The organism is Paenibacillus sp. S-12, assembly GCF_030363895.1.
GTDB lineage: Bacteria > Bacillota > Bacilli > Paenibacillales > Paenibacillaceae > Paenibacillus_B > Paenibacillus_B alvei.
In genome coordinates this window covers 146,767-173,763 of the sequence record NZ_JASIUF010000003.1, presented here as the reverse complement: position 1 = coordinate 173,763, position 26,997 = coordinate 146,767, and the positions used below count along the sequence as shown (strand labels likewise).

Here is a 26,997-nt window from a genome sequence, read left to right as displayed (position 1 = left end):
ATCTAGTTTATTTATCCAGCAATCCGCGCTGCATCGCTTTCCATACAAGCTGTGCGAATAGGCTGTTCGACCAAGCGAACCAAGGACGTGTGAACACATTCGGATCGTCTGCGAGGAAGCCTTCATGCATGAATCCAGTATCTGCATCCGTTGCTTCCAGCATATCAATCATCGCAAGCATTTCCTCATCATTTGCAGCCGTCAAGCCTTGCATGGACAACGCCATATGCCATACATAACCGTCTGGCGTATGCGGACTGCCAATACCTTTCGCAACCTTGCCTTCAAAGTAATACGGATTTTCTTTGCTCAAAATAAATTTGCGTGTATTTTGATAAATCGGATCGTCTGCCGCCGCATATCCAATATAAGGGATCGATAACAAACTTGGCGTTCCTGCATCATCTAGAAGGCAGGAATTTCCGAAGCCATCCGTTTCATAAACATATATTTTGCCGAATGTAGGATGATTGTGAACCCCATACAGCTGGATGCCGTGGTTGATCTCCTCTTCCAGCTTCGCCATTTCGCTCACGAATTCCTCGTCGCGGAAGCCGTACTTGGAAATTTCCTGCATTTGACGCAGGCTGACAACTGCGAACATATTCGACGGAATGCTGTAATGGAAATCGCATGCATCATCGCTTGGACGGAATCCAGACCAAGTCATTCCTGTATAATTCACAGGCATTCCCTTGCCATCGTTGCGAATCGTATCAATGGCTGGACAGTTCACACGTGTGAAGCGGTATGGAGATTGTTCAAAGTGACGCTGCTCCGTTTTCCATACGTCCACAATTTTACGCATCGCAGACTTGAAATTCGTATCGAAAATGTCAGTGCGCCCTGTTTCTTTCCAATACATATAGGCAAGGCGAATCGAGAAGCACATCGAATCCAGCTCATACTTGCGTTCCCACACCCACGGGGACATTTCAGTCTGGTCGTTGGCATCCCAGTGCCAGTCATTTGCCGTCTCGTTGAACGCGTTTGCATAAGGATCAATATTAATATAAAACATATGACGCTTGATCAATCCGCCGATAATGCGCTGCAAGTCCTTATCGTCCTTCGCGAATGGTACGTAATGAATCACCTGCTCTACGGAGTCGCGCAGCCACATTGCAGGAATATCCCCGGTCAAGACGAATGTTGTTCCGTCATCTAATAATTTTGTCGTTGTTTCAAGAGTGTTCGGGAAGCAGTTCTTGAACAGCTTCAACAGCTTAGGTCGATGCGCAAGCTTCTGCTCCGCTTCTTCCATAACGCGGGTGACTGCTTTCGGCAAGTCGAATGCAGGTACATCGATTTTGGGCAAACGAAATTGTTCCATGTTATTATCCTCCACCTGTTCTCCACATGATGTATATATCTCTACTGTCACGGTTGCTTGGAGCCCCACATTGCAGGCTTGTTCCCCGTGGCTCCTTACAGTGTACATGCAAACGCTTCATCTTGCTAGACAGATCATGAAAGTTCATCATGTTGCACAAAAATGTTCCACATAAAGAAACCGGACACTATCTTTTTCTATCATCGTATAGGATTGACATTGCCCATCATTTCGGGTGAACTGATAGATAAGCATCTCCACTGCGATAGCTTCCAAAGCCGCTTAAACACCGAGATGCCCCGCAACGAGGAGGAGAATTATGCCTAACGTATGGACACATTTATTATTCGGCCAGGAGATACTAGCCAATACGGGCATTTCCCATTGGATTTCCCGCGACGATCAGAAGCGCATGTTCAACATGGGATGCCAAGGGCCGGATTTTTTATTCTATCATCAATTTCTGCCCTGGCAGCGCAATAAAGTAATGAATGAGTTGGGAAATGCCATGCACAATAAGCAGTGCGGGCCTTTCCTGCTCGACTTGATAGATTCCGTTCCGAAAGGAGATATGCTTTCGCGAGTATATGCACTTGGATTCCTGTTGCACCATATCCTTGATCGGAATATGCATCCTTATGTATTCGTCCGTTCAGGATTTCGCAAGTGGGATCATCAACGATTCGAGGTGCTGATGGATACTCACATCTTGCATGCCAAGCGCAAGATCGCTACATGGAATACACCGGTATGGAAAGAGATTGACACTGGGGGGCAATTCCCGAAAGCAATCGTTTCTGCCTTCACAACATTGACGAGCCGATATTACCCGGAGCTGTCGGCTCGTGTTCAGAACCGATTCTGGAATGATGCGAACCGAGATATGGTAGGTGCCCAGAAGCTGTTTCACGATCCGGCCGGAATCAAGCAACTGCTGTCATTTAATCAGATTGAACCCTTTGTATATAAACGGAATCCTCCAGCCTATGATGTGTTAAATGAAGCGAAGAGACCTTGGCCGGATCCAACAGGAACAGGCGAGATCCGCACCACCAGCATATGGGAGATGTGGGAAGTGGCAAGTGAAGACGCGAAGCATGCAGTATCGGCTGCTGCCGTCTATTGGAGCGTCAAGGAAGAGCCAGGCGCTGATCAACGAGCGATTGCCAACTCGTATGCGGCTTTGCAGAAAGCAATCAGCAACCGCTCTTACGAAACAGGACTACCGCTTGATCAGGATCGTCCAATTATAATCGAAGACCCAATCTGGGAGCATTAACAAATAAGGCGCTATGGGCAGGAGCATCCTGCACCATAGCGCCTTATGATTATGTTAGCGTGACTGCGTCACATGAGCTACGATGACAAGATCCCGCTTGAAGCGCTTGCGAAATGCCGTGCGAACCGCATACGCTTCCGACACTTCAAGCAGTGGCGGAGTCGAGGCACGCACATGGAATACAACCTCCTGCTCCTCAATATCGCAAGCATCTAATGCAACGTCCGTCGCCGCTCCACGGTTGAAGCTGATTGCCAGCCGCAGCAATATGCTGAGCGTGCGCACTCCCTCTTTATCCCCTGGATGGAAGAGTGCTTCATAGTCACTCCACGCTTCTCCTGCCTTCAGCTTCTGATCAGCCGAGGCAAGGAACGCGCTAAGCACCAGTTCACGGGGAGTCAGTCCGTACAAGTCCGAATGCAGCAGCATATACAAAGCGTGCCGCTCACGTTCAAGCGGAGAAATGACGATCCCACAATCATGGAGCATAGCACTCGCGCACATAATCTGTGACCAGTCCCCCTCCAGCTCCATAAGTGCCCCCATATCCTCCACAAGCCGTGTGAACAACACATGGACTCGCCTCGCATGCTCGACTTGCAAGTGGAATCTTCGCATCATATTCGAGATAGATAAGGATAGGGGATCATCGATCGTCAATCCATTACCCTGAAGCATATCGAATAATACGCCTTCACGTATCCCTTTTGCGCTGACCATCAATTCTGGCATATCCAAGCGTTCCATCACATGCTTAATGAACGTAAAGGCACCCATAAATATATCCGCGCGATCCTTGGACAGCCCCTGAATCTTCTCCCTCTCCTCAAGCAACAGCGGCTTTAGACTCTTATGCCACTGCTTAACCTGTTCCCGTTCAAGCACATAATGGTGAAGCGAAGCCAGCGGAACCTTCACCTGAGCCTTATCCATCTTGGCAATAGTCCGTATTGTGCCGCCAACACCGATTAGCGTATAGCCCTCTGCTTGCTGCAGCCAATCAATCTGGCTTAGAAGCTTCTCCATATCGGCAATCAGCCGCTGCTCCTCTTTCGCCTCGAGTGCCCCCCTAACCTCATATTGGCTTGCAAGCGTCAGTGCGCCTATCGGTATACTGATGCTCTCCTTCAATTCCCGCTGCTGAATAAGCACCATTTCTAAGGAACCGCCCCCAATATCTATGAGCAGTCCGTTCTGAATGTTCATCGTAGACACGACAGCGAGGTAGTCTAAATAAGCCTCTGACTCTCCACTTATCACACGAACAGACAGCTGAGTTGCACCCAATATGCGGCTTAAAATCAAAGCACGGTTCGTCGCCTTGCGCAGTGCAGCAGTTGCTACCGCTATGATCTCGCATGGTTCATAACGGCTGCATAACTGCTTAAATAATAGAAGCGTAGAAATCAATTTATCAATTTTATATTCAGGGATTGCACCGTCTTCATCATACTCATCTCCGAGGCGCACGACTTCCTTCCATTGATCTACAATTTGGAAAGTCATATCCTCACGAATTTCCGCAATCATGAGACGTACCGAATTCGAACCGATATCTACGATGCCCTGATGGCGATTTTGTCCGGGAACCTTGTTTTCCTGTGCCTTCTTAGGTCGCATTATATGGCTACTCTCTCCTTCCTTACTTATCGCAGCACGTTTGGCACCCGACATCATCTTGCCATACCGCTTTCTCGAAAATCAGCCTAATGCTGCGATTATGGTTGTTTGCAGCGCATACCAAGCGCGATTATGCGAAAAAAGGTTTGCAATGTTCTTTTCATTTTGCCATGCCCAGTATGAAAACTCCATCCGAAAGCGCGCTGCACGATGTTAATCTTTTGTAAATCTATGACCTGCGCCTGCCATTTCCATTACTCTAGCAGGAGACAGCATTGTTGGGTCTACTGGAAGCAGTATTCACACCTAGGACTGCGCTCATTCCTAAACATGAATAGCCTGCGACACCTGATATAAGTTTGGGATGGGAGCATTGCCATGCATCTAGTTTCATTCACTCGAAACGAAAAAGCAGCCCGAAAGAAGAAAAGCGCATATCATCCTGAAAAGGAACGCGCTAGTAGACGAAAAGTTCATATCTCTGCTGTACAAAGCTTCCAAGGCTAACGTGTGCATCGAACTCATTGTTCGCGGCGTCTGCTGCCTGCGCCCAGGGATACCGAATCTGAGTGACAACATCACAGTACGAAGCATTGTCGGGCGCTTTCTGGAGCACACCCGCATTTTCTACTTTGAGCATAGCGGCAAGGGAAAAGTGCTGCTCAGCAGTGCAGACTGGATAAAAATCCTGAGACCAAATAAATGAGGCCCTATCCAGCATGCCACCCTGCTAATGATGCAGTAGCAGTGAGCATAGGGATAAGACCTCTATGTTGCTTCCGACAGGGTCAACAGCATGAACGTCAATCCGAGAATAGAAGATCCTTCATTCCACGAACCAAAGGGGATAGTAGAACAAAGAAGTAGGTCATTGTTCTTGATCAGTCCTCGCAACGAGACGAACAAAAAAACAACCCCTCGAATGTCGGAACAGGGCTGCTTCAATGACAGCTTTTATATGTCAATATTGTTCTTATGTCTGTTACGCACTATGTTACACATACAGACCTAACTACATAGGCATTTCTGTGCCTGCAGCAGAATCCGTATTCCACATGCCCTCTTCCATTGCCGCTTCTCTGCGTCCCTTCTCAATATCAACGAAGGCAAGCAATACAATTCCAATAATGAAAAAGACAAGAATAGACAATATCGCGACACGCGTTGAACCTGTCAGCAGCCCTACCATGCCAAATACAGCCGGCCCAATCGAAGCTGACACCTTGCTCGACAGACTGAGGAATCCGAAAAATTCAGATGCGCGGCTGATTGGCACCATCTGACTGTAGACAGAGCGCGCCACTGCTTGGCTTCCTCCTTGCACCATCCCGACCATAAAGGCCAATATGTAAAAATGCAGCGCTGTTGTCATAAAGTAGCCGAAGAAAACAATTAAAATATACGTGCCGAGCGATACATACAAGGAACGCTTGGAGCCTAATCTGCGAGCGAACTTCGCAAACAAATACGTAAACGGTATTCCTACAAACTGCGTAATGAGCAGTGAAATAATGAGATGACTCGTCTGAATGCCTATTCCAGCACCATAAATAGCCGCCATTCCAATAATGGTGGAAATGCCGTCATTGAAAAACCAAAAGGAAACCATATACTTCAGCAGTTCCGGATAATGCTTCACACGCTTGATTGTGTGAGCAAGACGGCTAAACCCTTGCTTCGTATAATAAGAAATCGATTGCCGCTCTATCCGTGCAGGATCCTTCAAATTACGGAATATCGGCAAGGAAAATGCAAGCCACCATATGCCAACAGACAAAAACACGGCCTGCGTTGCGACTAATTTATTTGGGAAGCCCAGCATCTCCCACTTTTCGAGCATAACGATGTTGACAGCTAGCAGCACGCCGCCTCCGATGTATCCATACATGTAACCCTTCGCAGATACTTCGTCCCGCACTTCTGGCGATGCAATCCCCGGCAGAAGCGAATCATAAAAAGTATTGCCTCCTGAAAAACCGATCGTCGCAAAAATAAACAACACAGATACATACAGCCAATCTCCATTTCCCGCGAAAAACAGGAGCATGCATGCAGCCGAGCCGCTAATCGCAAAAACACGCAAAAATGCTATCTTGCGGCGAGACAAGTCGGCCATCGCCCCCAAAATCGGAGACAACAGCGCAACAAAAATCATGCCAATCGTCTGTGTAAATGCCCAATAGCTCGTCGCTTCGTGATTCGGCAGACCGGAAGCGGCTACAGATTGATAAAAAATAGGAAGCACTGCCGCCAACATCGTCGTTGCAAATGCGGAGTTCGCCCAATCATACATCATCCAACTGCGTACTTGTTTCGAACGCATCATTTTCCCCCTAAGCGACAACATAACGTTATGAGAATATCTTCATTTCATTGTGCGGTATGGCCTCACGATGGTCAACTAGTTCAATTATTAAGTTTTGTATAAGCCGCAGTATTGGAAAACATTGTTTGACAGCATAGCTTCCGCATCTAATCTAATGTATAATGAGAAAAACATTTTATTAGCCCCATAAAAGCGATAAATAGTTTTGAAGCTTTCGCCTGATATCCTATATCAGTTATTACATATCCACCTAGAAACATCCATCTCATTACATACTTGAGTCCTATGATCATATAGGCAAGAAAGGGGGAGCAGTAATGAATTTAAGTCAATTGGAAACACTAATCACCATTTCCAAGACAATGAGCTTCCGCAAGGCTGGTGAATTGCTTAACCTGACACAGCCCGCAGTATCCGCTCAGATCAAAAGCTTGGAGGATGAATTCAAAACGGTGCTCATTGACCGAAATCAACCTGTCACGCTGACTGATAGCGGCAAGGTATTTTTAGAACATGCAACGCGCATCTTAGATATCGTCGACGAAGTCAAGCAGAAGCTGAGTGATTTGAACCAAATTCCACAAGGTCATATTGTTCTTGGTACAACAACATCCATTGCCATTCAAATATTGCCGCGGGTTCTTTCCTATTTCCAGGATCAATTCCCGCTCATTAAGACGACCATTATGTCCATGTCTTCCTCACAGATCATGGCCCATATCGAAAATGGCACCGTTGATATTGGCATCGGATATTTGAACGAACAGAACCCGAATCTGAACACGTCCGTGCTCTACTATGATTCGTTCGAACTCGTCGTCTGTCCAGAGCACCCACTGGCTAAGCATGAGCATGCAACGGTTGATATGCTAAGAGAAGTTCCGCTCATTTTGCTGTCGCCTGATACAGTAGGCCGCCGGTTCGCTGAAGAAATCTTCCGCCAATACAATATCACTCCCCATATTGTCATGGAGCTGTCCAGCAGTGAGGAAGTCAAGCGGATGGCCGAGTTGAATCTCGGGGCAGGCATCATTTCCAAGCTATCTGTCAGCAATGAGCTGCGCCGCGGCACACTGAAGATCGTTCAAATACATGAGCTCGAAACCGCGCATCCCGTAGGGGTTATGTATCGCTCAGGCCGTTACTTAAATTCAGCGATGCAGCAATTTTTAAGTGACTTGAAGGGTATGCCCGAAGCCCAATTTATCGGTTCCGAATAACCATACCGACCACATCGCAGAGTTGAAAATTGCCACTCATTGTATAGGAGGGGAAGCTATGAAATTCGATTTGCACACTCATCATTTTCGCTGCGGTCACGCAGATGGCAACATCCGTGATTACATCGAGGCAGGGATCGCACATGGCCTTCAAGTCATAGGCATATCCGATCACACGCCATACTTCGGACAGAATGAAGATCATCCACATCCGAATATTACGATGGCTAAAAGCGATTTCCGCAACTATGTAGACGAGGTGCTGCGCCTCAAAAAGGAATATGAGGGACGCATCGACGTACTGCTGGGCATCGAGTCTGATTATTTTCCTGAACATGCGGAAACCTATCGCAAGACACTTGCACAATATCCGTTCGATTACATTATAGGCTCCGTTCACAGCACAAATGGCGTCAGCATTTTCAATAAAAATAGATGGAAAAAGCTTAACGCCGAGCAGCAAATTGCTGAGAAGCGAACCTATTACGAGATGATCCGTGACTCGGCACGTACAGGAATGTTTCAAATTTTAGGCCATATCGATGCCATGAAGGGCAATTATCCGCCGTTCTCGGATATTCAAACCCCTGACATTATTGACGATACCTTGAAGGTCATTGCAGAATGCGGCGTTGCCATCGAAATCAATACATCTGGGAAAACGAAGCTGAGCGGAGGCTGGTATCCAGCGGATTCCATCTTGGAACGGGCCCTTCATTACGGTGTCGAAGTTACCTTTGGCTCGGATGCGCATAAGCCATCCCGTGTTGGCGAAGACTGGGAAGAAGTCCGCTCGCGCCTGAAGGAAATTGGTTTTACTTATTGGGTGTATTATAAAGAGAAGCAGAAGCAAGTCGTACCGATTGAATAGCAATCTTGTCGAAAACGATGGGATTGTGGTTATGCATAATAGATGTGTACAAGGATGCTTCCGGAGCAAAATAGGCTTTTATTATTCAAAGGCCTATCCCTGTTCTGGGTGCATTTTTTATATGTCTACCGAATTCAGGGCAAAAAAAAGGGGATCTGTATCTCACAGATCCGTCTCAAGGGATATATATTCATCAAAAGGGGGTCTTGCTATTTACTATACCCTTTGTACATTAACTAACGTTAACAGGAATATTACCGTTGTGTAACAAATCATTAAGCCTGTGTTAAACTGCTCTCCGAATTGCCTTGCGAGCTGCCTTCCCAGACGATGAACGATTGACAACAATGATTCCCGCCACCACGAGTCCAAGAGCTGCCAATGTACCGCCGTTCCACGATTCATTCAACAGCCAAGCGGATAAGAGAACCCCAAACAATGGAATGAGGAAAAGGAACATGGATACTTTGCCTACTTGATTATATTTCATAATTAGATTCCATAGACTGAATCCTGCTGCCGACAGGAATGCCAGATAGAACAGCAGCATCAGAGATGAAGCGTCCCATTGGAAAGGGGCAAATCCTGCACGCCATGCGCCCACTATAATAAGCCCAACGCCACCAAGCGCCATTTGGCGTCCCGTCAACCATAATACCGGCAATTCGCGCGCCTCATAACGCGCCAGCACATTCCCTATCGCACCGAACAATGCCGATAAAATCAAGCAAACATCACCGATGCCAAAGGATATGCCTGCGTCGGCTGTATTACTGAAAGTCACAATAATAACTCCTACGAAACCAAGACACAACCCGAGTGTCTTACCGAATGTGAAGCTTTCACTGCGATCAACCATCCTTGCGACAATCATTTGGAAGAAGCAGGTTGCCCCAGAAATAATCGCTCCCTTCATTCCGGTGCTTAAGCTTAGTCCAATATAGAAGAAGATATACTGTAAAAATGTCTGTATGACTGCAAGACGCGTTACCCGCCAGCCAACACGTCTAGATTTGCCGCTGCGATTCAGATCAGTTCGCGGCCTACGATTCATACAAGCAGTCAATAAAATAAGCATAATTCCAGCCAGGGCAAATCGATATCCTGCAAATACCCACTGTTCATTAGCTGCATCCGAGCCAATCCCAAGCGCCTCGTACCCAAGCTTAATTGCTGGCATCGCACTTCCCCACAACAGTGTAGCGATAATCGCGCTTACGGTCATGCCTACAGGATGAGTAAACCATTTCTGCGCTGTCACTGATGAACCCTTCCTTTCTGCATGCGGCTTACGCCGCCCGGTGCATAATGCGCGAATGGGTCAATCACTGTTCCATCCGCTCCCATTACGTTCTAGTTGAATTGTGCAACAATAATGCCGCCCTTAACTGGACGGCATCTCATAAACCTATTCTATCCTAGCACGAAAGCATGCAGACAACAATCATTTCCAACAATTAATTTTCATTCTGCTGAAGCCCGCGATATACCCCTGTACGAAGCTCTCGAACATACGGCTTCACCCCAGGCACATCACTCATTTCCGCTGCCCGTACTGCCTGTTCAATATCATAGGGAACCCGATGGAATTGGATCGAAAATTCACTTTGCTGAACCTGGCCGAAATGACCCTGCAACATCACATAGGACGCTTGTGTCATATCAAGAGGATTGCCGACACTTCCGCAATTCACTAAGGTATGACCTTTAAAATGCTGCAAAAACGCATTATGAATGTCTCCATAAATGACCACATCTGGTGATTGGCATGGATGGAGCGGTTCAGTCAGTGATGGAGTAAAATCGAACATGCCCAGACGTTTTTCCTTATCATCCCAAGGCTGTACTCGATTGAACACACTGTGAGGGGAAGCGTGGAATAGACGAATATGCCGACCGCTCATATTGAAGTCATACGAGAACGGCAGCCGTTCCAAGCGGCCTAACCTTTCTTGGCCCAACTGCTGCGCGTGCCAGCTGAACTGTTCGTCATCCTGAATCTGACGGACAAGCTCGTCCCAGTTCCCCTTTACAATGACATCACAATAATCGAACAATAAATCTACAACTTCTGCAGGGTTCGGCCCTTTCCCCACTAAATCTCCCAGGCAGTATATTTTATCAGCGCCTTGTCGCTGAATATCATTAAGTACGGCTTCGAGAGCCTGTAAATTCCCATGTATATCGGAAATGATAGCTATAGACTGCATATCGCTTCGTCTCCTCCCTAATATCCTTCATATCCCCCATAGGGTTATGTAGGGGTCCTTCACCAATCCTCATTTATAGCTAGCCGTGTAAACCATACTAATATATCTTTGCTATGCCTTGATCGGCCGTATTATGCCTAATTCTTATACAATCGCCCTTAGCGTCAGCAAGGTCCATTCTGGTGGACAAAGCAAGCGTATGGGCAGAAGTGTTGTACCAATTCCTCTGCTTGTATATATAAGAAGAGGACGTTCTGGCATGTTCTCACGTTTTAGCACATATAATCCATCAGGGTATCGCTCTCCTAATTTTGGAAGGAACAGCGGCCCGATAAGCGGCAAGCGCACCTGTCCTCCATGACTATGTCCGGACAATTGAAGATCAACCTTATACTCGCGAGCAACCATTCCCCAATCTGGTTCATGGGCAAGCAGTATGCAGCACATCGTATTCGATATTCCTCGCATAGCACGCCTCATATCAGGGGTACCTTCCAGTGCATCGTCAATGCCTGCTAGTGCTAGCATATCCTGATTCCGCTTGAGTACCACATGATCATTCGTCAGCATTCGGATATCTGCCTCTTCCATTGCTTTTAGCACGGCCTGCGCGCCGTTCCCCCGATAATCGTGATTGCCAAGCACAGCATAGGAACCATACGGCGCCCGTAGTTGGCGCAGCACAGATACAATTTCGGCTGGAACAACATCTCCATGATCAACAATGTCCCCTGTAAAACATATGACGTCTGGCCGATTCGCTAGTACATCCTGGACGATGCTCTCGAGCTTCGATTTATTCAGGTTATGGCCGTAATGAATATCCGATAGATGTGCAATCGTCATTCCGTCGAAGGAAAGAGGTAAACCACGTATTCCTAACTCGATCTTGCGCTGCCTAACATAGGTCGGCTCAATGTATCTGGCATAGCCCCCAACTGCTAGCGGCAGCGCCACAATTGCTCCTGTCATCATACGCAAGAAGCGCCTCCGACTAGGATTTGCAACCGAATTGTCCTTTTTCATATCTTCCGTAATTGGAGATTTTATAGCTATCCCCTGCCTTTATCACATGCATTCGGTCTTCGCTATTTTCAGAATAAGCTTCTATCATATCTTGTCCTTTTATTATGAATCAGCACCGTTTTCAATGCAAATCATTGTAGAATATGCTTTAATAACAACTGCCGACCGCTATAATAGGGTCGGCAGTCCATTGCCTATGTTGTTCATCAGCCTCAATTGATTGCGCTTCCATTATGTTGAAGTATAATACTCTGCATATTGCTGGACTACCGGCTGTACTAGCCAATCTAAACGCTTACAAAACATTGAAATACTCATTCTCCAACGCTGGAGCCGTTCCTCCCCCATGATGGAAGGCCCTATTCCAAAGTGCTCTTCCATGCATTGTTCAAGTTCCTCTTCCATCATCTTCATGTCCGAGCTGACATCACTAAGCTTCACTATGTACGCGGTAAGGCAATCGTATTCATCGTCGGGCGCGCCAAGTGCACGCAAGCCTAGTGGATCCCATTCGTCCACGAGCAGTTTCACCTTGCTGAAGAGGCTGTTCTCATCCCAACTGTTCTTGTCCTGTACTGGCAAATGGAGCATCAACTCGGCACCTCCTAGTCATCTCACAAGCATCCGGCGCACATTCAAGTTGTTATCCAATACTATAATCGATATTTCAATTTTGGAATACAAATTTTTCTTAAAATTATTTAATTTTTTACTGGCTTATTTCACGATCTGCACACCGTATCTGTATATATTTGTTTCTACAAGTTATAAAAAAGCGCCCCTCAGAGGGGCGCTTTTGCTTGCAGTTATTGCATAAACCAACGCTTGAACATTAGCTTCGTTGTATCTTTGTTCATCTCAGCAATGGAAGTTGTGAGCGGAATCTCTTTCGGACAGGAGCGGACACAGTTCTGGGAGTTACCACACCCTTCAATACCGCCGTCATCAAGTAATTGTTCCAAGCGCTCATCCTTATTCATTTCACCTGTCGGATGCGCATTAAACAGCCGAACCTGCGAGATTGGAGCAGGCCCGATGAAGCTCGTCTTCTCATTTACGTTCGGACATGCTTCCAGGCAGACACCGCAGGTCATACACTTGGACAATTCATAGGCCCATTGGCGCTTCGTCTCTGCCATACGAGGACCTGGCCCGAGATCGTACGTACCGTCGATTGGAATCCAAGCCTTTACTTTCTTCAAGGCATCGAACATCCGCTGACGGTTGATAACCAAGTCACGAACGACTGGGAATGTCTTCATAGGAGCGATACGAATCGGCTGCTCGAGCTTATCGATCAGCGCAGAGCAAGCCTGTCTAGGCTTGCCGTTAATGACCATGGAGCAAGCTCCGCACACTTCTTCCAAGCAGTTTGATTCCCAGCATACCGGAGCAGTTGTTTTGCCGGATGCATCCACAGGATTCCGTTGGATTTCCATTAATGCGCTAATGACGTTCATATTCGGGCGATATGGGATCTCGAATTCTTCCGTGTACGGCTGCGCGTCCGGCGCATCCTGACGCGTCACGATCAACTTGACTTTTTTGGATTGTGCCACAGCTTCCACCATCGTTATTCCCCTTTCTTCTTGTTCGCCGTATAGTCACGCTTGCGCGGTTTGATAAGCGATACGTCCACATCTTCGTATGAAATTTCCGGCCCATCTGGAGTCCATGAGGCAATTGTCGTCTTCAGGAACTGCTCATCATTGCGATCCGGGAATTCAGGCTTGTAATGTGCCCCACGGCTCTCGTTGCGAAGCAGTGCGCTCTTCGTCATTGCTTCTGACAACTCAAGCATATTCCACAGTTGGCGGGTAAAGGCTACTCCTTGGTTGCTCCAGCGCGCAGTATCCGTCATATTAATATTACTGTAGCGCTGCTTCAGTTCTTTTATTTTATTGATTGTATCTTCCAGCTTGTTATTGTAGCGAACGACCGTCATATTGTTGGTCATCCATTCGCCCAATTCCTTATGGATTACGTACGCATTTTCCGTGCCATCCATCGTCAGCAGCTTCTCATACTGTGAAGTTCTCAACTTCACCTCACGCTCAAATACGCTTGTCGATACATCCTCTGTCGCTTTGCTCAAGCCGCGGACATATTCTACTGCTTTAGGACCGGACACCATACCGCCGAATATCGCTGACAACAGCGAGTTAGCACCAAGTCGATTCGCTCCATGATATTGATATTCACACTCTCCAGCCGCGAACAATCCCTTAATGTTCGTCATTTGGTTGTAGTCAACCCACATGCCGCCCATCGAGTAGTGCACAGCCGGGAAGATTTTCATCGGTATTTTGCGTGGGTCATCACCCATGAATTTTTCATAAATCTCAATTATGCCGCCGAGCTTCACGTCCAGTTCCTTCGGATCTTTATGCGACAGATCGAGATAGACCATGTTCTCGCCATTGATGCCCAATTTCTCATCAACGCACACATGGAAGATTTCACGAGTTGCAATATCACGCGGAACGAGGTTTCCATATGCCGGGTATTTCTCTTCAAGGAAGTACCATGGCTTGCCATCCTTATACGTCCAGATGCGACCGCCCTCACCGCGTGCTGATTCAGACATAAGACGGAGCTTGTCATCTCCTGGAATTGCTGTTGGATGAATTTGAATGAATTCACCGTTCGCATAGCGAACACCCTGCTGATACACTGCGCTGGCCGCAGTCCCTGTATTAATGACCGAGTTCGTCGTTTTGCCGAAAATAATTCCTGGGCCGCCTGTTGCCAAAATAACGGCATCAGCAGCGAAGTGCGTAATGTTCATGCTGCGCAAGTCCTGCGCTGTAATGCCACGGCATACGCCTTCATCATCCACGATCGCGGAGAGGAATTCCCAATGCTCATACTTCGTTACAAGACCCTCTGCTTCCCAGCGGCGAACTTGCTCGTCAAGCGCATACAGCAGCTGCTGTCCTGTTGTTGCGCCAGCAAATGCAGTGCGGTGATATTGTGTGCCCCCGAAGCGGCGGAAGTCCAGCAAACCCTCTGGCGTGCGGCTGAACATAACCCCCATGCGGTCCATTAAGTGAATAATGCCGGGCGCTGCTTCACACATTGCCTTAACAGGCGGCTGGTTCGCCAGGAAGTCTCCCCCGTATACCGTGTCATCAAAATGCTCCCAAGGGGAGTCTCCTTCCCCCTTCGTATTGACTGCGCCGTTAATGCCGCCCTGCGCACAGACGGAGTGAGAACGTTTCACAGGAACTAAAGAAAAAAGGTCGACGTGAACGCCTGCTTCCGCTGCTTTAATCGTTGCCATCAGACCAGCCAGTCCTCCGCCAACGACGATAATGTTCTGTTTTGCCATAATGCGTCACCCTCCCTTATCCGATAAATGGAATGATTGATTGAATTGCTTCAGCCGCTTGGAATTCTGCTGACCGGAATCCGATCAGCGACAATGTGAACATAATTGCCATAACGATGAACAAGCCCATGCAAATTTTTGCGGATACATTCTGTGCGCGCGGACCAACTGTAATACCCCAGCTCACAAGGAATGCCCACAATCCGTTCGTAAAGTGATAAGATGCAGAAATTGCACCAACCAAATATATGATAAACATCAGTGGAGAAGTAATAATGTCATGCATGTATGTGCCAAGCTGTTCATGCGTAATATTTCCAAGCGCAATTTGGACACGTGTTTCGTATACATGCCAAATGACAAACACAAACGTAATGACACCCGTTATCCGCTGCATCAAAAAGGCTACGTTGCGGCCGTAATTGTAATTGCCAACATTGTTCTTGGATGTGTACGCAATGTACAATCCGTATACGCCGTGATACAGAAGCGGAAGCCAAATGCCGAACAATTCTAGGAAAAATATTAGCGGCAATTCATTTAAAAATTTGACACTGCCTTGAAATGCTTCCTTCCCGCCTTCGAACGCGGAGTAGTTCGTCAGCATGTGCTCGACAAAAAAGAATCCGAGCGGGATAATTCCAAGAAGCGAGTGCAACTTGCGCGAGTAAAAGTATCCTCGTTTCATAAGCGTGCCGGTTCCCCTTTCCTTTTGTGTTCCAGTAGATTTTGGTAACAAACATCCTCATTTTACCTGCGCTTGTCGAAAGCGTCAATAATTTGTCACATCAATAGAGGCTTGAAATGGCGCGGTTGTTACCGCTTTCGACAACATTCGCGATTCTTCTTAAAAATCGCTTTCTATAGTTATGTGAACAACTTGTGACACTACCATGTTACTCCTAATCCCCTTATAATGGAATTGCAATGTTTTTATATCTTTTATAACTAAAACGCATAAGCAATCATTCATTTTTCTGTGCAGCCCATCATTCATAATAATAGGAGGCTATGAAATATGCTCGATTTATTAGAATCATTCGCAGCCGTTGTTGAGCTGACAAGCTTGAATCAAGCGGCGAAGCGGCTGAACATCTCTCAGCCCGCGTTGTCCAGGCAAGTGGCAAAGCTTGAAGAAGAGCTTGGGGTAGAGCTATTTATTCGCAATGGCAAACGGCTTGAACTGACGCGTGTCGGTCAGCTTACGTATGAATTCGCACTCGATATTCGGAATCGGCAGCTCGACTTCCTGAAGTCCATCGCAGCCTTCAAGGCAGAAGGTCAGGCAACCATCACGATTGGCGCCAGTTTAACCACACTGCAAACGACGCTGCCTTTGTTCATTTCCTCCTTCGTCGAGAGACACCCAGACGCAAGACTGAAGGCCGTTACCGGCAAAACGCATGAGATCATCTCTCTTGTCCGCGAGCAGACCATTGATCTAGGCATTGTAGCCGATGCCATCCGTGAGCCTGGACTTATGTGCATCCCGTTGTTCGCTGATCATCTTCAACTCGTGCTGCCGCGGAGACATCCACTTGCAAGCATCCGCAACTGGTCAATGGATCGCTTGGACGGTCTCCCTATGCTTCTGTTTTCAAAAGGAACCTGGTATCGCAAACTGATTGATAATCTGTTCCGCCGATACCGAATCATGCCGGACATTCGTATGGAGATCGACTCCTTTGAGGCAATCGTACGCTTGCTTTCCACTTGTCACGCAGCCGCCCTGCTGCCGCACTCCTATTTGCGTTTGGAGTGGCTCAAGGATAATGATCTGATTGCCGTTCCCTTGAAAGAGTTGAAGCAAACTGAACGTGTAACTTCCATTGTATACGGCGAACAGGCACTATTAAGTCCTATCGCTACCCAATTTATTGATGAAATGATGGAAGCAGCAGCCTTATCGAGATTAGGTAAATAAATCTAAATGATAAGGAAGAAGAAGGATTTTACGCAGTTGCTGTCGAATTTAGTTGGCTTTAGATAAATAGAAAAAAAATCACTAGGGGGAAATAGGGAGGAGATCGAAACCATGAGTGTATGTACTCGTTGTGGCAAACCTATCAACGAACATGAATTTCATCAATGCAGTGGGGAGAACACTGCTAAGCAAGCCAGCCCAACAGCCGATGAATTTGTGCAGCAGGTCTCTGCTGCCGCAGAGAGCGATCCTTTCACGACGCCTCAAGCGAACCACAAAACCTCAGGCAATACTGTACCAGATTGGGCCAAAACAATCGACAAAAAGAACATCCTTCAGTTGCTAAAAAATCCTGCGAGTGCTCGCAGCCTTACCGTGTCCGACTGGATATATGCGGTCATTGCAGCGTTAGCATCTGCTTTGGGCTTTGCTCTTTTTGGCTATACACTTTTTGGAAGCCTTTTCGCTTCGCTGATGGGCTCAGTCAGCTTCTTAAGTTCAAGGTCAGTCACGCCGCCATTTAGCTTTTTCCTTCAATTGTTCGTCTATCAATTGATTGTACTGGCGGTGCTCTTTATTAGCATATGGCTCATTAGCCGCTGGAAAGGCAGCAAGCCGCTTGATTTCAAGACTACATTGATTCAACTTGCGGCGATGCAAATGCCGTTCGGCTTGGGATATCTGCTCGCATTCCTTCTTGCACTCTTAAACTTCGGAGCATTAGCGGTAGCCGTAGCTGCCTTTACTTGGTTTGTATCGGTTATTGTTGCAACAACCGAATCGATGGAACAAGCAGAAGTCATACGTCCGAATCGCTTCCCGTTCATCACAGCCAGCATGGGCATGTACTTCTTCCTTACATATCTCGTATTCAAAATTGTCATCTTGTAATACTATTCATAAAAACACAAAGCCTGCAGCTCGCTTTCCATTCCAGCGACAACTGCAGGCTTATTTGCAACGTATTTTACTTCCCTTTTAACATGAACGCTTCTTCGAAATCCTCAATTTGCGTATTCGTACCGATCATCACCATAATATCCTTCTCATCAAGCACATCTTCGGCTGTTGGTGCAATAATAATGCCCTTAGGCTTATTAAGCGCAACGATGCTGCATCCGAACTTGGCTCGTGGATTCACATCCTTAAGCGCCATGCCTTGCATACAGTTCGGCACGCTTAGCTCAGCAATGGTATATTCCTTGGACAATTCAATGTAGTCCAGCAAGTTCGGCGATACAAGCTGATGCGCAACGCGGATGCCCATATCCCGCTCCGGATAGATTACCCTATCCACACCTAACCGCTCTAGGACACGTCCATGCAGCTCTGATAGTGCTTTGGCAACAACCTTCTTCACGCCAAGTTCCTTCATTTGTATACTAACAAGAATGCTTGTCTGAATATCATCACCGATGGCTACGATCGCACAATCGAAGTTCCGTATGCCGAGCGAGCGCAGCACCTCTTCATCCGACGCGTCCGCTACTACCGCATGGGTTACGAGCCCTGTCACATCCCCGATTACTTCCTCATCCTTATCAATGCCAAGAACTTGATGTCCGAGCTTTACAAGCTCCTTCGCGAGACTCGAACCGAATCGTCCCATCCCAATCACTGCAAACTGCTGCAACTCCATATCCCTGTATACTCCTTCGTCCGTTACAATCTAACTTGCTTATCCTATCGTTATTTTTCCTTCTGGGTGCCGGTATAATTCCCGTTCATTTTTCGGGCCTAACGCATAAGCCAACGTTAATGGGCCAAGACGGCCCGCGAACATCGTCAGACTTAGCAGCACCTTGCCAATATCCGATAAATCCGTCGTCAATCCCATCGTTAACCCTACTGTCCCGAACGCCGAGGTTGTTTCGAACAGAATCATCAAAAAGCTGTGATCCTCTGTCGTTGATAGTATCATCGACACAATAATGACAAGGAACAACGACAGCAAGGTTAAGGTAACTGCCTTAAAGATTCGATCCTTCGCCAAGCGATACCGGTAAATGACGATATCTTCTTTGCCGCGAATCATGGCAAGTACAGCTCCTACGAGAATAGCGAACGTCGTGGTCTTAATACCACCGCCGGTGGAACCCGGTGAAGCCCCAATGAACATAAGGATGATCATAAAAAATTGCGAGGCCTGCCGCATGGCTCCGATATCTATCGTATTTGCCCCTGCTGTACGCGGACTGACCGACTGGAACAGCGACGCCCAAAATTTCTCCCAGCCAGTCAAGCTTCCCAGCGTGCGCGTATTCGTAAATTCAAAAATAAATATAACGATCGTTCCGAGCACAATGAGCAGCCCCGTCATCGTTAACACGATTTTAGAATGGAGAGACAACTTACGGGAACGCTTATAATCCACTAAATCAGACAATACGATGAAGCCAATACCGCCAAGTATAATGAGCAGCATGGCTACCATATTGATAACGGGATCCCCTGCGTAGCTGGTCAAGCTTGTAAACGGCCCGCTCACGGAACCGAACAAATCAAAGCCAGCATTATTAAATAAAGAAACGGCATGGAATATACCGAAATAAATTGCTTTGCCTAATGGAAGATCGAATGCCCAGCGTACCGAGAACAGCACAGCTGCAACTCCCTCGATACATACCGCAAACAAGATAACTTTACGGATAAGGCGTACGATGCCTTCCATACTGCCTTGATTAAGTGCTTCCTGCAAGATAAGCCTTTCCTTCAGCGATATCTTCTTCTTCAAGGCAAGTGCAAACAGCGTTGCCATTGTCATGAACCCAAGACCGCCGATTTGGATGAGCAGCATAATGACTACCTGCCCGAATACCGTAAAATGAGTGCCCGTATCAACTACTACGAGCCCCGTCACACAGGTTGCTGACGTTGATGTGAACAGTGCATCAAGAAACGGTAAAGGAACCCCTTTGGCGTTCGATATCGGAAGCATAAGTAAAAATGCGCCCAATAATACAATAGCTGCAAATCCAGCAACCAGCACTCGCGCCGGTGTCAAATTGAATCGAATGGCCTTTTTTGTTCCCTTCAAGGGAGTCACCTCTTTTTTTCCACGAAAAAAAGCACTGGAAATCCCAATGCTATCGCTGGTATCCTGACGTACATGCCTACGAGGTTAGCTGTCGGATTCGGGCACGTCCAGGCTGCCCTATTCGCTAGCGGACTCTGTTCATCCACATTTGCGAAATTCACCCCATCTATCGGGTCCCCCGCTTTCGTTCATTCACGAAACTCGGCTTGTATGCAATTCATAACGAGATTATATACGTTTCCCTTGCTGCATACAAAGTCAAAGAATGAACAAATTAACCAGAATAAGACGAAAAACTTGAATAAATAGCGCTTACAATCCCCCATTTTCTTCGATTGTATTCAAAACACTCATTATCGCTGATTGTTTCTACATTTTCTCTGCTGGACTTTACAAAGTTGAAGTGGATAAAATGAACAAATAAGCAATCATACGCGATAACGTGTGATGTGATGGAGGTTCTGACATGTCCTATATATCGAAGCCGCTTCTCCTTGCTTCAGTGGCTGGATTTCTATTATTCCTCATTGTGCAGGTATTCATTCCCTTTCAACAAACAGAGGCCATATCTGATTCGACAACCACTCAAGCCATCTTAACGAAAGAGGAGGCGGCCCGCAAAGCGCTCACATTTGTGCAGAATTTAAACCGGCATCATATCTCGATGACAACTGAGCCTAATATCGCCCCTACCGTTGTATATCGCAGTCAGCCTACCGTGTCCGGCTATATTAGCAAGGAAAAGCTGGCTTCTTCCTTCCAGAAATGGGAGCCATCCAGCCCATATGATACCTACCAAGTATTGCTGAATACGATGCATTCTGGCAGATCAGGTGTGATGTGCATTGACGTGCACATGACGAGTGGCCGTATCATTGGATTTGAATTCAAAGATCAGCCATCGAGCGCTGCCAGCTTAGGCTGGGTCATGGGAAATCAGGCGGGTGAGACGTCAGCAGAAGAAGAGGAGCCTGTATTGGATGCAGCGAGCCGCAAGAAACTTGCAGACGCACTCTTGAAGCATATGGGATGGAATTCTTCCCAATTAAAGCATAATGAATCGTCTACAGAATTAGACACCGTATCGTACTTCGTTCCTGAAGCCCATGTCGGGCAGGCTGCATTGAACGTGAAGGCTGTCTTCTCGCAGGATCGTATCGTCATGCTGAAGCCCTTCTGGTCTATTCCACACAGCTACCAAGCAGAGGAGCTTCATCAAACGAAAACCGCTTCTTCCATTTACAACATTGGATATAGGTGGATGACAATTCTGTTAAGCGCATGTTCCCTTATCGCCTGCATCGTCTACCGCCGCGACCTAAAGTTCGGATCGAAGACACTGTTCGTACTAACGGCTGTCTCATGCGGAATTTCACTGCTGCATGTATGGAACGCACTGCCGGGACTCTTTGCGCTTGAACTCCAAATCACTTTGGATAGTGTGAATATGGGGCTGTCCTTCGCCATTCAAGGCGCGGTTACGGTTATTCAGGGCGTTATTCTCTATTTCTCTATCCATGCGGGCAAGCGAGCATGGGCATTGTCTGCCTACAGGGATGTACTGCCTACATGGAGCAATACTTCATTCGGCAGCAAGCTGGTTCAGGCATTATGGATCGGAATCGCGTATTCAGGTGTATTGCTCGGTCTGCAAACTGTTATTTTCTTTATTTTAGAATCCGGATTTCATGCGTGGTCATCTACAGATGCCTCCCAATCGCCGATTAACCTGCGCATTGCACCGTTGTTCCCTCTTCTCGCATGGGTTGCAGCTATTTCTGAGGAGGGCGTGTATCGCTTATTCGGGGTAGGCCTGCTGAATCGTTGGCTCCGCAATCCATGGCTTGCTGGCATTCTACCGACACTCATATGGGCGTTCGGCCATGTCACCTATCCGATCTATCCTTATTATTCAAGACCAGTAGAGCTGTTGTTCATCGGAATGTTGTTCCTCTTCATTATGCTGAAGCATGGTTGGTGGACCGCCATGTTCGCACATCTAATGCTAGACAATTGCTTAATGTCCTTGTCATTCCTGCTTGATGGAACCATGAAGGGCTTTATCATTGGATTTGTGTATCTCATTTCACCCATCGCCATTGTGTATATACTGGCTAAGATGCATCACAACCATCGCCGAAGCACATATCGAATCCAATGGAAGTAAGCTTGTTGCCAAGTGCATAGTTTCTATAAAAATAGAGCCGTTGCTTCGCAAGGTGTTATGTATATACGCACCTCTCGAAGCAACGGCCCATTGTTTATTATTTCTTTTCAACGAATTTTTTGGCTTCCTTCACTGCTGTATCCAGTGCTTTCTGTGCATCTTCACCCAGCATGACAGAATCAATTGCGGTCGAAAGGTGACGGTTCATTTGGTTCCAGTTGCTGTTGAGCAAAAAGGCTGGTGTGTTGTCGGAACGCTCCAGCATGTGATAGAACGGTGCATACAGTTCGGATTGATCAAGCTTCATTTCCTGCACAACGCTCTTGCGAATCGGCAGGTCAGCATCGCTCTTCATTTTAACGGCTTCCTCCGAAGTAAAGAACTTCACGAACTCCCATGCCAACTCTTTTTGCTTGGATTGTTTCGCTATCGATACTGCACTTACGGAAATTACGCCTTTTACAGGCTTGCCAGGGAACGCCGGCATTTCAACGGTTCCGAAATCAACCTTTGCCTCCTTGAATCCTTCAAGCGGCCATACGCCACTTTCCCACATCCCGATTTTCCCCGCTTTGAAAATGTCATTACCGCCCAGTTGTGTCTTTCCGCCTACCAGAACTCCATATCCATCTTTCACCATATTGCCGAACATTTGAACTGCAGCTACGGTTTCTGATCCATTCATAATGCCTTCGATCGTTTTGCCATCATCACTGATGAAGCTTCCCCCGTTGCTCCAGATGAATCCTTGCAAATCGTATGGATCATTCTCAGCGCGAACACCGAACCCATACTGCTTCTTCGATTTATCTGTCAGCTTCGTTGCAATATCCTTAAAGTCATCCCATGTCCAGCCATCCTTCGGATATGGAACGCCCATCGCGTCGAAAACTTTCTTGTTGTAATACATAGCACGCGTCGTGAAGCCCGCAGGCAAGCCGTACGTCTTGCCGTCTACTTTCACGTAATTGAACAAGCCTTCGTATATATCATCTAATTTCAAGCTTGCATCCTTTTCCGTAAAGGAATCGAGCGCCTCCAAGTTTGAATGATACGTTGGGAAATCCCACATCAGCATAACATCCGGCGGATTGCTCGCACCGAACGATGCAGCCAGCTTCTGATCGAAGCCATCTGCATAAGGCTCAATTTGTACTTTAACGCCTGAATGGGACTTCTCGAACGCTCTCGCAATATTTTCTTGAACCTTCAGCTTTTCGCCTGTATCCCAGGTAGCAAACCGAAGAACTGTTTGTTTCCCCTTGTCTCCTCCGGAGGAACCTTGTTCTCCAGATCCTCCGCCACAGCCAGCAAACATAAGTGCAAAGATCGTTAACAGAATAACCAATCTTGACCTTCTCTTCATCCTGCTATTCCCCCCAAATGGTTGCATCTCCAACATATCTACACTTTAATAACAATAAAGCATTTTCAAAACGGCGAATTGTTTCGAATACGGGGTGAATTTGTTCGATGGAAAGGCGGAATATCGTTCGCCTCTCGTCATTTTTGAGCAGTCTGTTCTCCCTTTTGTCCGCTCCTATATTGACTCGGTGTCATCCCACAGCAGCGCTTAAACCATTTACTCACATATTTCCCATCTACCATTCCAATTCGTTCAGCAATATCTTGCAGCGTCATCGCCGTGTTGAGCAGCAGATCCTGCGCCGTTTTCAGCCGCATCCGGTATAGGAAGGTAACAAAATTCTCCCCCGTCACCTTTTTGAACAATGTACTGAAGTGGCTACGGCTTAAGCCAACTCGATTTGCCACATCGCTCACCGACCATGGCTCACTCACATTATCCGCAACCAATAGCACGGATTGCATTACCGTTTCCGGCCACGAATTAACCCTGAGCTCGAATTTGCGCTCCACCTCTGCTGCTCGATGCAGCTCCTGTACCGCTTCCAGCCACCCCTCCATCCCCTTCAACGGGCCTCGTCTGCTCCAATGCAGCTGAGGGCAGGAGGATTTACATTCCTTCAGCAACTGCTCTACCTTCATCCAAGCAGAAGGATGATATACATAGAAGCAGCGATCGATACCGCATGGAATATACGAACATGGCCCCTTTGTTTCATGCAAAAGTGTATCTCCAAGGTACTTCCAGTACTCTCCGCCTCGATTGGAGGCCTTACCAGCAGAAGGAACTTGCTCGAAACTGTCAAATATTTTGACTAACATGATTTCATGAGGCTCATTCAGCCAGCTCCATTGTGTCTCCCAGCGCAGCTTCAACTCATGATGGAAGTCATTGCGAAAACCGCACAGCCACGCATAGAATGCCGCATTCCACTGCGTATCTTCCTCGCTGGAATCCGCGGAGCGAACGAGTGGAGAAGACTGTTGGTCGCCGGCAAGCTCCTCTTCGAACTTATGTAGATAATAAGCAAGCTCCTCGTCTTCGAACGCCGTTTTTAACAAATAGCCTGACGCTCCAAGCATCATGCCTTTTTGTGCGTACTCGAAGTCGCGATGGCAGCTAAGCAGAAGCACCCTTGTTTGCGGCGCCTTTTCCTTTATACGCTTTGCCAGTTCAATGCCGTCCATCTCGGGCATCACGATGTCTGTTATGACAACCTCTGGTTCGTGAAGCAGGAAAGCTTCCCATGCCTTTTGACCGTTCGGGGCATCGGCTACGACTGCCATGTTGAATCGTTCCCAATTTACGGTTGCCATCAATCCTCTGCGAACAATACTCTCATCATCAGCGATCAGCACTTTAATAGGGCTGTCTGTCATTGGGTGCTTCCTCCTTTTTTGGCCAGCGTATCGCAATCGTCGTGCCGCTTCCTAATCGAGATTCGATACTTAATCCATATTCGGAACCAAAATGCAGCTTGAACTTTTGATCCACGTTGTACATACCAAGCCCATGCCTCTGAGTAGGGTCACTCGGAGCCTGCAGCAAAGCACATCGACGCTCCTCGCTCATCCCTTTTCCATTGTCAGTCAAGGTTAAGTACAGGTCTGAATCGTTGTCAATGAGACGTAGGGCAATCGTTCCATACCCATCTTCGAAAGCGTGGAAAAAAATATTTTCAAATAACGGCTGCAAGCTCATACGCGGTATGACTGCTGTCATCGTACTTGATGCGATGTCCACCTTATATCCGAATTCTCCCTCATACCGAACATGTTGAATTTGCAGAAAATGATCAATAAGCTCCAGTTCTTTCGATATCGGAACCAATTCCCGCGTCACATCCAAGTTCGCTTCTAGCACAATCGTCAAGTGAGCGATCATTTTCCTTATATCTTCATTGCCCTGCAGCCTAGCCTTCCATTGTATGGAGTTCAACGTATTGAACAATAAATGAGGATTGATCTGGTAGTGAAAAGCCCGCAATTCAGCTTCCTTTTTGAGCTGCTCTTTGGCGGCGATCTCCTTCACCAGTTCTTCGATCTGACCGATCATTTTATTAAAGCTGTTCGCAAGTGATCCAAGCTCATCTTCGTCCCGCACTTGGATTCGGGTTTTTAGTCGGCCAGCCCCTGCTGAATTCATCGATTCTTTGATCCGCTTAATTCTTCTTGTTACACGTGTAGAAAATAAATAGGCAAGCACAAGTGCGAAAAAGCCAGACAGTCCTAAACCGAATAGGGTGTAAGACTTAATCACGCTCGAAGGCTGATTAAAATATTGATAGGGAAGTCTGGCTTCAATCGTCCAGTCATTGATTTGCAGGCTCTGCTTCCATACAATATCATTCTCTTGCACAGTGTTGTCGCCTGATGAGCGATATATCGTCTGTCCGCTTCCGCTCGTGACCGTCACAATCGACTTCGTGTCCTCTTCGAACATGCGAAACAGCTCAATCAGCTTATCTGCGTTCATTTCAATGAGAATTTTACTGTCCTGCAAGGGCCCTGACTGGTTGCGAATCGGTACGACCAAGCCAAGCAACTTCTGGTTCGGTGTATCTTTCTCATCCCGATAATGTAATGGCGAATAGAACCCTGCCCAATACTCTCCAGCATGATCGGCAGGTATTTGTTGCCACCAAGGCTGTTGGAACAAGACATCGACATTTAACATACTGTCTCCGTAGTAATATCCGGATTTTGTAATAATGAAGATCCCTCGATCATGCAATCTTTTAAGCGCTTTCAAGAAATCTTCCAAATCGTTTTTATCCTGCACCTGTGAATACGTCCTGGGAATCTCCGCAGAGATAACATTCTTATATGGATTAAGCAAATACGAATAAATATAGCCTGCAATCATACTCATCTGATTTAATTCCGTATCCAGTTGGTATTGCAGCTGATTAACACTGTTCTGACCATATTTGCCGAACTGCTCTTGCAGAAGACGAGAGGATTGTTGATAAGAAAGCACGCCCTGAATCATTAGCGGCAGAAGCGATGACGCCAAGAAAAACAGCACGAGCTTCAAGCGCAAGCTTCGCCTAGGATTCGGCGGCATATTGGCCATCCATTGCTGTAGCCGATGTAAGACGCCAGACTGTGTCATATGAGTTATTCCAGTTAGCTTTTCACGCGGCGCTTCGATACGAATCATCCCCTGTTGCTCATATGGACTAGTTATGATGTGGATGAGCGTTAATGTTATGTGAAGTTTATCATAACCAATTTTAACCTGACAATGGAGACCGAGGTTCCTCTAATCATTTTGATCGAGACACC

General features: G+C 47.0%; 21 protein-coding genes, 1 pseudogene and 1 riboswitch. Of the genes and pseudogenes, 7 read left to right on the top strand and 15 right to left on the bottom strand.

All coding sequences use genetic code 11. From position 1 onward, the window contains the following. Window positions 1-7: 7 nt before the first annotated feature. On the bottom strand, window positions 8-1,333 hold the full coding sequence (locus tag NO352_RS02195) for a glycoside hydrolase family 125 protein (protein ID WP_289354834.1): 1,326 nt from the start codon (window positions 1,331-1,333) through the stop codon (window positions 8-10). 319 nt (window positions 1,334-1,652) lie between these two features. Here NO352_RS02195 and NO352_RS02190 point away from each other — a divergent pair, with 319 nt between their 5' ends. Then, window positions 1,653-2,612 carry a zinc dependent phospholipase C family protein gene (locus NO352_RS02190; protein ID WP_005551003.1) on the top strand — a complete coding sequence of 320 codons (960 nt, stop codon included), beginning with the start codon at window positions 1,653-1,655 and terminating at the stop codon, window positions 2,610-2,612. A 54-nt stretch (window positions 2,613-2,666) separates the two neighbouring features. On the opposite strand, the gene NO352_RS02185 is transcribed toward NO352_RS02190, so the two are convergent. Continuing rightward, on the bottom strand, window positions 2,667-4,232 hold the full coding sequence (locus NO352_RS02185) for a Ppx/GppA phosphatase family protein (RefSeq protein ID WP_289354833.1): 1,566 nt from the start codon (window positions 4,230-4,232) through the stop codon (window positions 2,667-2,669). A gap of 430 nt (window positions 4,233-4,662) precedes the next feature. Here NO352_RS02185 and NO352_RS02180 point away from each other — a divergent pair. Continuing rightward, window positions 4,663-4,914, top strand: a pseudogene (locus NO352_RS02180) (phospholipase D-like domain-containing protein); the annotation flags it as partial. Window positions 4,915-5,244: 330 nt separating this feature from the next. Here NO352_RS02180 and NO352_RS02175 read toward each other — a convergent pair. Further along, window positions 5,245-6,555, bottom strand: a complete 1,311-nt coding sequence (locus tag NO352_RS02175) for an MFS transporter (RefSeq protein ID WP_289354832.1) — start codon at window positions 6,553-6,555, stop codon at window positions 5,245-5,247. 320 nt (window positions 6,556-6,875) lie between these two features. Here NO352_RS02175 and NO352_RS02170 point away from each other — a divergent pair, with 320 nt between their 5' ends. Both NO352_RS02170 and NO352_RS02165 read left to right on the top strand, forming a co-directional pair. Then, on the top strand, window positions 6,876-7,778 hold the full coding sequence (locus tag NO352_RS02170) for a LysR family transcriptional regulator (RefSeq protein WP_005551008.1): 903 nt from the start codon (window positions 6,876-6,878) through the stop codon (window positions 7,776-7,778). Window positions 7,779-7,836: 58 nt separating this feature from the next. Next, on the top strand, window positions 7,837-8,649 hold the full coding sequence (locus NO352_RS02165) for a histidinol-phosphatase (protein ID WP_289354831.1): 813 nt from the start codon (window positions 7,837-7,839) through the stop codon (window positions 8,647-8,649). A 286-nt stretch (window positions 8,650-8,935) separates the two neighbouring features. On the opposite strand, the gene NO352_RS02160 is transcribed toward NO352_RS02165, so the two are convergent. The 7 genes from NO352_RS02160 to NO352_RS02130 form a co-directional block, all read right to left on the bottom strand. Then, window positions 8,936-9,910, bottom strand: a complete 975-nt coding sequence (locus NO352_RS02160) for a DMT family transporter (protein WP_289354830.1) — start codon at window positions 9,908-9,910, stop codon at window positions 8,936-8,938. A gap of 196 nt (window positions 9,911-10,106) precedes the next feature. After that, window positions 10,107-10,859, bottom strand: coding sequence for a metallophosphoesterase family protein (locus NO352_RS02155; protein WP_289354829.1), 753 nt, complete (start codon window positions 10,857-10,859; stop codon window positions 10,107-10,109). A gap of 144 nt (window positions 10,860-11,003) precedes the next feature. Beyond that, complete coding sequence (locus NO352_RS02150) at window positions 11,004-11,834, bottom strand: metallophosphoesterase (protein ID WP_005551016.1); 831 nt, start codon at window positions 11,832-11,834, stop codon at window positions 11,004-11,006. A 282-nt stretch (window positions 11,835-12,116) separates the two neighbouring features. Next, on the bottom strand, window positions 12,117-12,476 hold the full coding sequence (locus tag NO352_RS02145; RefSeq protein ID WP_005551019.1) for a hypothetical protein: 360 nt from the start codon (window positions 12,474-12,476) through the stop codon (window positions 12,117-12,119). A gap of 215 nt (window positions 12,477-12,691) precedes the next feature. Continuing rightward, window positions 12,692-13,456 (bottom strand): succinate dehydrogenase iron-sulfur subunit, encoded by a 765-nt coding sequence (gene sdhB, locus NO352_RS02140; protein WP_040736919.1) that lies wholly within the window; start codon window positions 13,454-13,456, stop codon window positions 12,692-12,694. Between the two features lie 2 nt (window positions 13,457-13,458). Further along, window positions 13,459-15,216, bottom strand: coding sequence for a succinate dehydrogenase flavoprotein subunit (gene sdhA, locus NO352_RS02135; RefSeq protein ID WP_005551021.1), 1,758 nt, complete (start codon window positions 15,214-15,216; stop codon window positions 13,459-13,461). Window positions 15,217-15,232: 16 nt separating this feature from the next. After that, complete coding sequence (locus NO352_RS02130) at window positions 15,233-15,904, bottom strand: succinate dehydrogenase cytochrome b558 subunit (RefSeq protein ID WP_005551022.1); 672 nt, start codon at window positions 15,902-15,904, stop codon at window positions 15,233-15,235. Window positions 15,905-16,234: 330 nt separating this feature from the next. Here NO352_RS02130 and NO352_RS02125 point away from each other — a divergent pair, with 330 nt between their 5' ends. Beyond that, window positions 16,235-17,140, top strand: coding sequence for a LysR family transcriptional regulator (locus NO352_RS02125; protein ID WP_005551024.1), 906 nt, complete (start codon window positions 16,235-16,237; stop codon window positions 17,138-17,140). Window positions 17,141-17,251: 111 nt separating this feature from the next. Then, on the top strand, window positions 17,252-18,031 hold the full coding sequence (locus NO352_RS02120; protein WP_005551026.1) for a hypothetical protein: 780 nt from the start codon (window positions 17,252-17,254) through the stop codon (window positions 18,029-18,031). A gap of 76 nt (window positions 18,032-18,107) precedes the next feature. On the opposite strand, the gene NO352_RS02115 is transcribed toward NO352_RS02120, so the two are convergent. After that, on the bottom strand, window positions 18,108-18,779 hold the full coding sequence (locus NO352_RS02115; RefSeq protein WP_005551028.1) for a potassium channel family protein: 672 nt from the start codon (window positions 18,777-18,779) through the stop codon (window positions 18,108-18,110). A gap of 39 nt (window positions 18,780-18,818) precedes the next feature. Next, window positions 18,819-20,177 carry a TrkH family potassium uptake protein gene (locus tag NO352_RS02110; RefSeq protein ID WP_005551029.1) on the bottom strand — a complete coding sequence of 453 codons (1,359 nt, stop codon included), beginning with the start codon at window positions 20,175-20,177 and terminating at the stop codon, window positions 18,819-18,821. Between the two features lie 58 nt (window positions 20,178-20,235). Then, window positions 20,236-20,394: riboswitch (cyclic di-AMP (ydaO/yuaA leader) on the bottom strand. A 249-nt stretch (window positions 20,395-20,643) separates the two neighbouring features. Between NO352_RS02110 and NO352_RS02105 the strand changes: the two genes are divergently transcribed. After that, complete coding sequence (locus tag NO352_RS02105; protein WP_289354828.1) at window positions 20,644-22,344, top strand: CPBP family intramembrane glutamic endopeptidase; 1,701 nt, start codon at window positions 20,644-20,646, stop codon at window positions 22,342-22,344. A gap of 97 nt (window positions 22,345-22,441) precedes the next feature. Here the strand turns inward: NO352_RS02105 and NO352_RS02100 are convergent, their stop codons facing one another. The 3 genes from NO352_RS02100 to NO352_RS02090 form a co-directional block, all read right to left on the bottom strand. Beyond that, window positions 22,442-23,710, bottom strand: coding sequence for an ABC transporter substrate-binding protein (locus tag NO352_RS02100; RefSeq protein ID WP_005551031.1), 1,269 nt, complete (start codon window positions 23,708-23,710; stop codon window positions 22,442-22,444). Window positions 23,711-23,847: 137 nt separating this feature from the next. Next, window positions 23,848-25,089 carry a response regulator transcription factor gene (locus tag NO352_RS02095; RefSeq protein WP_289354827.1) on the bottom strand — a complete coding sequence of 414 codons (1,242 nt, stop codon included), beginning with the start codon at window positions 25,087-25,089 and terminating at the stop codon, window positions 23,848-23,850. After that, on the bottom strand, window positions 25,070-26,872 hold the full coding sequence (locus tag NO352_RS02090; protein ID WP_289354826.1) for a sensor histidine kinase: 1,803 nt from the start codon (window positions 26,870-26,872) through the stop codon (window positions 25,070-25,072). Before NO352_RS02090 ends, NO352_RS02095 begins: the two co-directional genes overlap by 20 nt. Window positions 26,873-26,997 lie beyond the last annotated feature (125 nt).

Excerpts from the sequence above, each read along its gene's own strand:
- NO352_RS02195 (WP_289354834.1), bottom strand. The coding sequence starts at position 1,333 with ATGGAACAATTTCGTTTGCCCAAAATCGATGTACCTGCATTCGACTTG.
- NO352_RS02190 (WP_005551003.1), top strand. The coding sequence starts at position 1,653 with ATGCCTAACGTATGGACACATTTATTATTCGGCCAGGAGATACTAGCC.
- NO352_RS02185 (WP_289354833.1), bottom strand. The coding sequence starts at position 4,232 with ATGCGACCTAAGAAGGCACAGGAAAACAAGGTTCCCGGACAAAATCGC.
- NO352_RS02175 (WP_289354832.1), bottom strand. The coding sequence starts at position 6,555 with ATGCGTTCGAAACAAGTACGCAGTTGGATGATGTATGATTGGGCGAAC.
- NO352_RS02170 (WP_005551008.1), top strand. The coding sequence starts at position 6,876 with ATGAATTTAAGTCAATTGGAAACACTAATCACCATTTCCAAGACAATG.
- NO352_RS02165 (WP_289354831.1), top strand. The coding sequence starts at position 7,837 with ATGAAATTCGATTTGCACACTCATCATTTTCGCTGCGGTCACGCAGAT.
- NO352_RS02155 (WP_289354829.1), bottom strand. The coding sequence starts at position 10,859 with ATGCAGTCTATAGCTATCATTTCCGATATACATGGGAATTTACAGGCT.
- NO352_RS02150 (WP_005551016.1), bottom strand. The coding sequence starts at position 11,834 with ATGATGACAGGAGCAATTGTGGCGCTGCCGCTAGCAGTTGGGGGCTAT.
- NO352_RS02145 (WP_005551019.1), bottom strand. The coding sequence starts at position 12,476 with ATGCTCCATTTGCCAGTACAGGACAAGAACAGTTGGGATGAGAACAGC.
- sdhB (WP_040736919.1), bottom strand. The coding sequence starts at position 13,456 with ATGGTGGAAGCTGTGGCACAATCCAAAAAAGTCAAGTTGATCGTGACG.
- sdhA (WP_005551021.1), bottom strand. The coding sequence starts at position 15,216 with ATGGCAAAACAGAACATTATCGTCGTTGGCGGAGGACTGGCTGGTCTG.
- NO352_RS02130 (WP_005551022.1), bottom strand. The coding sequence starts at position 15,904 with ATGAAACGAGGATACTTTTACTCGCGCAAGTTGCACTCGCTTCTTGGA.
- NO352_RS02125 (WP_005551024.1), top strand. The coding sequence starts at position 16,235 with ATGCTCGATTTATTAGAATCATTCGCAGCCGTTGTTGAGCTGACAAGC.
- NO352_RS02120 (WP_005551026.1), top strand. The coding sequence starts at position 17,252 with ATGAGTGTATGTACTCGTTGTGGCAAACCTATCAACGAACATGAATTT.
- NO352_RS02115 (WP_005551028.1), bottom strand. The coding sequence starts at position 18,779 with ATGGAGTTGCAGCAGTTTGCAGTGATTGGGATGGGACGATTCGGTTCG.
- NO352_RS02105 (WP_289354828.1), top strand. The coding sequence starts at position 20,644 with ATGTCCTATATATCGAAGCCGCTTCTCCTTGCTTCAGTGGCTGGATTT.
- NO352_RS02100 (WP_005551031.1), bottom strand. The coding sequence starts at position 23,710 with ATGAAGAGAAGGTCAAGATTGGTTATTCTGTTAACGATCTTTGCACTT.
- NO352_RS02095 (WP_289354827.1), bottom strand. The coding sequence starts at position 25,089 with ATGACAGACAGCCCTATTAAAGTGCTGATCGCTGATGATGAGAGTATT.
- NO352_RS02090 (WP_289354826.1), bottom strand. The coding sequence starts at position 26,872 with ATGATTCGTATCGAAGCGCCGCGTGAAAAGCTAACTGGAATAACTCAT.